The following is an 8,350-nucleotide window of genomic DNA, read 5'->3' on the forward strand; positions in this document are numbered from 1 at the left end:
GTACGGCCCGACGCTCGTCGTGTACGACGAGCGTCGGGCCGTACCAGAAGCAGGTGGAGAAGTTCCTGGGCCGTCCGGTGGACGGGCGGCAGTCGCGTACGGACTGTCTGGCGATCCAGAAGTTCCAGATCAACCACGGGATCAGCCCCACGATCGGCTATGCCGGGCCGGTCACCTGGGGCGTGATGAAGCTGATCAACTCGCAGAAGGCGGCCGGGCACAACCCGAACAGGGCGAGAAAGTGCCCCACCAACAGGGGCCGCATCGCCTGTGTGGACCTCACCCGCCAGCTGAGCTGGATCCAGGACGGTTCGCGGCTGAAGTTCGGCCCGGTGCCGGTGCGCACCGGCCGCGACCGGTATGAGACCCGGGGCGGGCTGAAGAAGATCTACTGGCGGGACATCGACCACTGGTCGACGCTCTACGACGTCGCGATGCCGTACAGCCAGTTCTTCGACGGCGGCCAGGCCTTCCACTCCATCGCGGGCAGCGTGTGGTCGCCGCCGGGTTCCCACGGCTGCGTCAACATGCGCAAGGGCGACGCCAAGAAGTACTGGAGCCTGCTGCGCAACGGCGACGACGTATACGTCTACGGCCGCAAGCCCGGCACCTGAGCCGCAGCCGCCTCCCCGGGGCCCGGAGAGCCCCTTCGGGACCCGGAGAGCTTCGGGACCCGGAGAGCCCCTTCGGGATCCGGGGAGGCGGGACGGAAGGCTGCTAGGCCGGGCGGACGCTGCCGTAGATCGGCATCTCGGTGATCGGCGCCTTCTTGACCACATCGCCCGGCTTCGGGGCGTGGATCATCATTCCGTCGCCTATATAGATGCCGACATGGCTGATGTCGTCATAGAAGAAGACGAGATCACCCGGCTGGAGGTTGGCGGTCGACACGCGCGTGCCGATCTTCACCTGGTCCCAGGTGGTGCGCGGCAGTGAGACCCCGGCGGCCTTCCAGGCGGCCTGGGTGAGCCCCGAGCAGTCGTAGGAGTTGGGGCCGGTCGCGCCCCAGACGTACGGCTTGCCGAGCTGCGCCTCCGCGAAGGCGATGGCCTTGTCGGCCTTGGCGGCGGTCGAGCCGGAGGACCCCGAGGAGCTGGAAGACCCCGAGGAACCGGAGGAGCTCGACGAGCCGGAGGAGCTCGCCTGCTCCTGCCGCTGCTTCGCCGCCTCCTCCTGCGTCCGCTTCGCCGCCGCCTCCCGCTGCTGCTGGGCCAGCTCCGCCGCCTTGCGCCGGGCCTCCTCTTCCTTCTTCTTCTCGATCGCCGCCAGCCGCGCCTTCTCCTCGGCGGTCAGCTTCGACAGCAGCTCACGGGCCTGGGTGAGCTTGTCCTGGACGGTCTTCTTCTTGGTCTTCAGCTGCTCCTGCGAGCGGGTCAGCGAGGCCAGGCTCTTGCCGGCCTTCGTACGCTCCTTGGCGGCCTTGGCCTGCTGCGACAGGAAGTCGTCGACTGCCGTCTGCTGCTCTCCGGACAGCCGGTCCATCAGATGGGACTGGTCGAAGATGTCCTGCGGGTCCTTGGCGAACAGCAGGGTCGCGGCGCTGGAGGACATGCCGCCGTTGCGGTACTGCGCCGCCGCGTAGTTGCCCAGCTTGCGCCGGGCCTCGTTCAGCTTCTCGGTGCGCTTGGCGACGCTGTCCAGCAGCCGGTCGACCTTGGCGCGCTGCTCGCCCGTGCGCTCCTTGGCGGCGTTGTAGGCCTGGGTCGCTGATTCGGCCTGGTGGTAGAGCGTGTCGACCTTCTTCTTGACCTCTTCGACCGTCGGCTTGGGCTTGCCCGGCTCGGCGCTCGCCGTCTGGGAGAGGAGGGTGACGGAGGCGAGGGCGGCCGTGGTGACCCCGACGGCGGTGCGGCGGCCGGTGGCCGAGTCCAGTATTCGGGTCCGCGGCTTGCGGTGCGACGCCAAGGGAGGCGACTCCTTCCGTGGACCGCCTACCGGGTTAGCTGTCGGGTTCGGGCGTACGGAAGGCTGCCCTACGGTCCGTGCGGCGGACGGCTGACGTCGCCACGTGGGCCGATTCACCCCAGTGGTACCTCTGGGTCCCCGGCTCCGGCTGCCTCGCGGCGGGGCCGGACTCGGCGGAGACAGCCCGTGCCGACGTGGTCGCCGACGGGTTCCGGCCTGTCTGATGAAGGACCGTAGTGGCCTTGTGGGGCTCGTGTGAAGGCTGATGTTCGAATTGCCCCGAAACCGTTTCGTGACTTCCGCGCATACGCTGTCAGTGCGGCGCCCTAGACTCGGTGAGCGATGAGCAGCCTCTTTGACGACAGCTTCCTGGCGGACCTCGGGCCCTCGGACGAGGAGCCCCCGCCGCCCGAGGACGACGGCGGTCCCGCCGCCGAGGACGTCCCGCACGACCTCTTCGACGGGAAGTTCGACGCGCCCGCCCCCAGGGAGGCGTACTACCGCGACGGCGCGGCGCGCCCCGCGGTGGATCCGGCCGCGCTCCTGGAGGGGATGAACGAGCAGCAGAGGGGCGCCGTGGTGCACACCGGCTCGCCGCTGCTGATCGTCGCGGGCGCCGGGTCCGGCAAGACCCGGGTGCTCACCCACCGCATCGCGTATCTGCTCGGCGCGCGCGGCGTGCACCCCGGCCAGATCCTCGCCATCACCTTCACCAACAAGGCCGCGGGCGAGATGAAGGAGCGGGTCGAGGAGCTGGTCGGCCCGCGTGCGAACGCCATGTGGGTGTCGACGTTCCACAGCGCCTGTGTGCGCATCCTGCGCCGGGAGTCCAAGAAGCTCGGCTTCACGTCCTCCTTCTCGATCTACGACGCGGCCGACTCCAAGCGGCTGATGGCGCTGGTCTGCCGGGATCTGGACCTCGACCCGAAGCGGTATCCGCCCAAGTCCTTCAGCGCCAAGGTCTCCAACCTGAAGAACGAGCTCATCGACGAGGAGACCTTCGCCGGACAGGCCTCGGACGGTTTCGAGAAGACGCTCGCCGAGGCGTATGCGATGTACCAGTCGCGGCTGCGCGAGGCCAATGCCCTCGACTTCGACGACATCATCATGACGACGGTCAATCTGCTCCAGGCCTTCCCCGACGTCGCCGAGCACTACCGCCGCCGCTTCCGCCATGTCCTGGTCGACGAGTACCAGGACACCAACCACGCGCAGTACACGCTGGTGCGCGAGCTGGTGGGCCCGGGCTCGGTGGCCACCGTCGACGGCGGCGAGGTGATCCCTCCCGCCGAGCTGTGCGTGGTGGGCGACGCCGACCAGTCGATCTACGCCTTCCGGGGCGCCACGATCCGAAACATCCTCCAGTTCGAGGAGGACTATCCGGACGCCACGACCATCCTCCTGGAGCAGAACTACCGCTCCACCCAGACGATCCTCAGCGCGGCCAACGCCGTCATCGAGCGCAATGAGAACCGGCGCCCGAAGAACCTGTGGACCGACGCCGGCGCCGGGGCGACCATCACCGGCTATGTGGCCGACACCGAGCACGACGAGGCCCAGTTCGTCGCCGACGAGATCGACCGGCTGACGGACGCGGGCGACGCCAGGTCCGGGGACGTGGCGGTCTTCTACCGGACCAACGCGCAGTCCCGTGTCTTCGAAGAGGTCTTCATCCGGGTCGGGCTGCCGTACAAGGTCGTCGGCGGTGTGCGCTTCTACGAGCGCAAGGAGGTCCGCGACGTCCTCGCGTATCTGCGGGTGCTGGCCAACCCGGAGGACACCGTCCCGCTGCGCCGCATTCTGAATGTGCCCAAGCGCGGCATCGGCGAGCGCGCCGAGGCGATGATCGACGCGCTGTCGCTGCGCGAGAAGATCACCTTCCCGCAGGCGCTGCGCCGCGTCGACGAGGCGTACGGTATGGCGGCCCGCTCGGCCAACGCGGTCAAGCGGTTCAACGTGCTGATGGAGGAGTTGCGCACGATCGCCGAGTCGGGGGCCGGACCGGCCACCGTGCTGGAGGCGGTGATGGAGCGCACGGGCTATCTGGCGGAGCTGCAGGCGTCCACGGACCCGCAGGACGAGACCCGTATCGAAAACCTCCAGGAGCTGGCGGCCGTCGCCCTGGAGTACGAGCAGGAGCGCGGCGAGGAGAACCCGGGCACGCTCGCGGAGTTTCTGGAGCAGGTCGCGCTCGTCGCCGACTCCGACCAGATCCCCGACGACGACACCGAGGGCACCGGGGTCATCACGCTGATGACGCTGCACACCGCCAAGGGCCTCGAGTTCCCGGTGGTCTTCCTCAGCGGCATGGAGGACGGGGTCTTCCCGCATATGCGCGCGCTCGGCCAGACCAAGGAGCTGGAGGAGGAGCGGCGGCTGGCGTACGTCGGCATCACACGGGCGCGCGAGCGGCTGTATCTGACCCGGTCGACGATGCGCAGCGCCTGGGGCCAGCCCGCGTACAACCCGCCGTCCCGCTTCCTGGAGGAGATCCCGGACCAGTTTGTGCGCTGGCAGCGGACCGGGCCCTCCACCCCGTCGGCGTCTATGGGCGCGGTCGGGGCCGTCGGTGCCGTCTCGGGGGTTGCGTCCTCGCTGTCCTCGTCACGTTCGAAGGCGGGGTCCGGGGCCGGTGGCTTCGCCACGCGCCGGGCCAAGGAGCGGCCGGTGGTCGCGCTGGCCATCGGCGACCGGGTCACCCATGACGCGTTCGGGCTCGGCACCGTGGTCGCGGTGAAGGGCAGCGGGGACAACGCGGAGGCGACGATCGACTTCGGTGACGAGAAGCCCAAGCGGCTGCTGCTGCGGTACGCGCCGGTGGAGAAGCTGTAGGGCGGTGCCTGGCGGCCCGGCGGCGGGGCCTGGGCCGGCTTGGGCTGGCTTGGGCCTGGCCGGGCCTCGGCCTGGGCCTATGTCGGGTCGAGCCCGTGGGTGCGCAGCCAGGGCAGCGGGTCGATGGCCGAGCCGCCGCCGGGGTGCACCTCGAAGTGAAGGTGTGGCCCGGTGGAGTTGCCGGAGTTCCCGGAGTACGCGATGACGTCCCCGGCCTTGACCGAACCGGCCCGGATCTTGGCGCTGCTCAGATGGCAGTACCAGGTCTCGGTGCCGTCCGGGCTGGTCAATATGACCATGTTGCCGTAGGCGTTGTTCCACTGGGTGCGTACGGTGCCGTCGGTCGCGGCCATGACCGGTGTGCCGTAGCTGACCGGGAAGTCGATGCCGGTGTGCAGGGACATCCAGTTGATGCCCGCCTGGCCGAAGGTGGCGCTCAGCCCGTGCTGCGCGACGGGCAGCGCGAACTTCGGCCGCAGCGCCTCCTTGCGGGCGGCCTCCTGGATCTTGCGCTGCCGCTCGGCGGCCTGGCGCGCCTTCAGGTCGATCCGCTCCTGGGTGCGGCTGGCGCGGTCCCGGAAGTCGTCGGCGTCCTCGAGGCCCGCGGCGAGCTGGGTGTCCAGCTTGCTGTTGGCGACCGAGGCCTTGACCGGCGGGGTGTCGGAGGCGGCTTGGGTGGTCTTGGCGTCCTTCTTGTCGTCGCCGAGGTTGGCGACGGAGGCGGCGGCAACGGCGGTGACGCCCAGTGCGCAGACGGATGGGACGGCGACGGTGAGGAGCGCCGAGCGTTTGGGGCGGGCCGAGGGGGCGCGGCGGCGGCTGCTGCGGCCGCCGTCCCGGCGGGGCGAGGGAACCGATGCCACCTCGGGCGCGGCGTCCTCGAAGTCGGCGGGCGTGTCGCCTTCGGGGTGGGCGGGGTCGGTGAGCTCGTCGGCGTCGGCCCCATGGGCGGCGTCGGCCTCGGGTGAGTCGAGGTCCAGGACCATCAGGGCGGTCTGGGTCTCGGCCTCGTGCACGGCCCCCGCCCCGGGTTCCGGCTCCGCCTCGGGGGCGGCGTACGGCTGCTCGGCGGACTGCTGATATCCGCCGTGCTCGTACCCGCCCTCGTGGTACTCGCTCTGGCCGTGACCGTTCTGGTCGTATCCGCGCTGGTCGTATTCGCCCTGGTCGTATTCGCCCTGGTCGTATTCGCCCTGGTTATAGTGCGACTCGTCGACGGTCGCATAGGCGCTCATGTCCCAGAACTGGGTCTGGCCGGTGCCGACCCCCGACGTGTCGTACTGCCCGGTGCCGTCCCACTGGGTGCCGGCCGTCAGATCGTGGTGGCCGGTGGTGTCCCAGGCGGAGGCGTCCCAGTGGCCGCCGGTGTCCGAGTCCTGCTGCGCCGGGATGGTGCCGGCCAGCGGAACGCCGGAGCCGGCCCACATCGCGGTGGTGTCATAGGTCCCGGATTCATAGGCGCCGGAGTTGTAGGCCGCGGAGTCGTAGGCGCCGGTCGCGGCGCCCCACTGCGTGGCGTCGTACTGCCCGCTGCCGGTTTCGTCGTGCCCGGTCCCATAGCCGCCGCCGTGGTGGCCGGGGAGGGAGCCGAAGAGGGGGTCGCCATCGCCATATGCGGCGTTGAGGTTGTCGAAGCTGCCGGTGGAGTAGCCGTCATACCCGGCGTAGCCGTGCGCTGTGCCCTGCTGGTCGTATGCCTCGTAATACTGATATGAGGCGTCAGGAGCGGGGACGGTCGAGGTTGTGATCCCCGACGGGTGACGGTCGTTCACCACCAACTTCTCTTTCGCCTCGGCAGCAGGAGAATTAGCGGCGACTGTACCCGCCGGTTCGGGACGGCGACAATCTTCATCAGGTTTTGAGTAACGCCGGAACGGTCATTTGGCCGCCTTTCGGCTGACTGGCTGCCGTAATTTGGCCGGGTGTTCGATTACTGTTCGGCAACTTCCTGCCCCTTCACGCAACCGAGGCGGCGTCGGAAGCGTCTGCCGGCGCCCCTTCGGGGGTGTCCAGCGCCGCGCGGACGTCCGCGGCGATCGCATGGTGCACCAGGAGGGTGAGATGCCCGATTCCGCTGACGCGGATGTTGCGCGCCCGTAGATCCGGATGGTCGATACGGGCCGTCTCCGCGGGGATCATCAGCTGATCCACATCGCTCCAGAAGCCGATGAACCGAGTACGGCAATCGGGCGCGGGGAGCCGCAATTCCTCGATCAGATCGGAATCCGGGCACATCTGGCGCACCAGCGGATGCGCGGACAGCAGGGGCGCGGTGCGGGTGCCGGAGTGCGGGGTGCCGAGGGTGACCAGCGTATGCACCAAGGCGTCCCCGCCCAGCCGCTGCACGTAGTAACGGGCGATCAGACCGCCCAGGCTGTGCCCCACGACATCCACCCGGCTGTGGCCGGTGCGCGCGCAGATCTCCCGCACATGGCGGTCGAGCAGCGCGGCGGCGGCGCGGATATCGCAGGTCAGCGGGGAGTAGTTGAGCGCCGTCACATGCTGTCGGCCGTGCCGGCGCAGGGAGCGGCGCAGCAGGACGAAGACGGAGCGGTTGTCGATGAAGCCGTGCAGCAGGAGCACCGGGCGGTGGGCCCGGTTGTTGGCGGGCAGCCGGGCCGGGGCGCCGGGCTGTGGCGGTGTGGCGGGCAGCGGCGCTGCGGGCGGGCGCTCTTGGAGCAGACCGGTCGGATAGAGGAGGAGATGCCCGGCGAGGATCGCCAGGTCGAGGACGGTAGCGCGAATCCGGGTGAGGCCCATGACGGCCGACCTCCTGAACGGCGCACGGGAGGCGGCACTGCCCCCGTGAGCCCTCACGGGCAGCCTGCAGTGGGTGGAGGGGGTGGTGGACGTCGTGGTCGTGGCGGTACGACCGCGCCGTCGCACCGCGGCGCCAGGCGGCTCGTGCTGATGGCACTGCGCGGTGCGACGGTCCCCGCTGCGGCTCCCCTGGCGGCCGGCCCGATGCGTGGGACCGCCTCGCGGCGGGCGAGGCGGAGATGGGTGCGGCCGAGGTGAATATGTCCCACGTGTGATTTCCCCGTTGCCGCGCGCCGTGAAACTGCTGCGTGCGGGATGCTGTAGATAACGTTCGTTCACGTTTACGTACCGCGGCGGCGGTCCGCGAGATCCGCGCGACGCACCGCGGGGGATGACGACATGGAGGCTGCCATGGGTGTGACCGGTCCGATCCGTGTGGTGGTGGCCAAGCCCGGGCTCGACGGTCACGACCGCGGGGCGAAGGTCATCGCGCGGGCGCTGCGGGACGCGGGTATGGAGGTCATCTACACCGGCCTCCACCAGACGCCCGAGCAGATCGTCGACACCGCGATCCAGGAGGACGCCGACGCGATCGGGCTGTCCATCCTCTCCGGCGCGCATATGACGCTCTTCGCGAAGGTGCTTGAGCTGCTGCGGGAGCGCGACGCGGAGGACATCAAGGTGTTCGGCGGCGGCATCATCCCCGAGGCGGACATCCTGCTGCTCAAGGAGCAGGGGGTGGCCGAGATCTTCACCCCGGGGGCCACGACCACCTCGATCGTGGAGTGGGTCAGAGCGAACGTACGGCCGGTGGCCGCGTAACCCCGCGGGCCGCGGGCGTGGCGCGGCCACC

Annotated in this window: 6 protein-coding genes and 1 riboswitch; of the genes, 3 read left to right on the plus strand and 3 right to left on the minus strand. The window is 69.8% G+C overall.

All coding sequences use genetic code 11. The features are described from left to right. Positions 1–614 (plus strand): L,D-transpeptidase (locus CCN51_RS21870; protein ID WP_107426041.1); only part of this gene is annotated, 614 nt, incomplete at its 5' end. 103 nt (positions 615–717) lie between these two features. Here CCN51_RS21870 and CCN51_RS21875 read toward each other — a convergent pair. Then, entirely contained in the window at positions 718–1,905 is a 1,188-nt protein-coding gene (locus tag CCN51_RS21875) for a C40 family peptidase (RefSeq protein WP_014177362.1), read from the minus strand. An 8-nt stretch (positions 1,906–1,913) separates the two neighbouring features. Further along, positions 1,914–2,091, minus strand: a riboswitch (cyclic di-AMP (ydaO/yuaA leader). A gap of 156 nt (positions 2,092–2,247) precedes the next feature. Here CCN51_RS21875 and pcrA point away from each other — a divergent pair. Beyond that, positions 2,248–4,737 carry a DNA helicase PcrA gene (gene pcrA / locus CCN51_RS21880; protein ID WP_014177361.1) on the plus strand — a complete coding sequence of 830 codons (2,490 nt, stop codon included), beginning with the start codon at positions 2,248–2,250 and terminating at the stop codon, positions 4,735–4,737. Positions 4,738–4,814: 77 nt separating this feature from the next. Here pcrA and CCN51_RS21885 read toward each other — a convergent pair whose 3' ends face one another. Further along, positions 4,815–6,509, minus strand: coding sequence for a M23 family metallopeptidase (locus tag CCN51_RS21885; protein WP_086859990.1), 1,695 nt, complete (start codon positions 6,507–6,509; stop codon positions 4,815–4,817). 184 nt (positions 6,510–6,693) lie between these two features. Then, positions 6,694–7,497 (minus strand): esterase/lipase family protein, encoded by an 804-nt coding sequence (locus CCN51_RS21890; protein WP_014177359.1) that lies wholly within the window; start codon positions 7,495–7,497, stop codon positions 6,694–6,696. Positions 7,498–7,908: 411 nt separating this feature from the next. Here CCN51_RS21890 and icmB point away from each other — a divergent pair, with 411 nt between their 5' ends. Continuing rightward, the gene (gene icmB, locus CCN51_RS21895; RefSeq protein WP_014177358.1) at positions 7,909–8,319 is read left to right on the plus strand and encodes a coenzyme B12-dependent isobutyryl CoA mutase small subunit; all 411 of its coding nucleotides are present in this window, start codon (positions 7,909–7,911) and stop codon (positions 8,317–8,319) included. Positions 8,320–8,350 lie beyond the last annotated feature (31 nt).

The sequence above is a fragment of the Streptomyces milbemycinicus genome (assembly GCF_002154605.1).
GTDB lineage: Bacteria > Actinomycetota > Actinomycetes > Streptomycetales > Streptomycetaceae > Streptomyces > Streptomyces milbemycinicus.

Bases quoted from the DNA above. Each gene is read 5' to 3' on its own strand.
- icmB (WP_014177358.1), top strand. From the start codon at position 7,909: ATGGGTGTGACCGGTCCGATCCGTGTGGTGGTGGCCAAGCCCGGGCTC.
- CCN51_RS21890 (WP_014177359.1), bottom strand. From the start codon at position 7,497: ATGGGCCTCACCCGGATTCGCGCTACCGTCCTCGACCTGGCGATCCTC.
- pcrA (WP_014177361.1), top strand. From the start codon at position 2,248: ATGAGCAGCCTCTTTGACGACAGCTTCCTGGCGGACCTCGGGCCCTCG.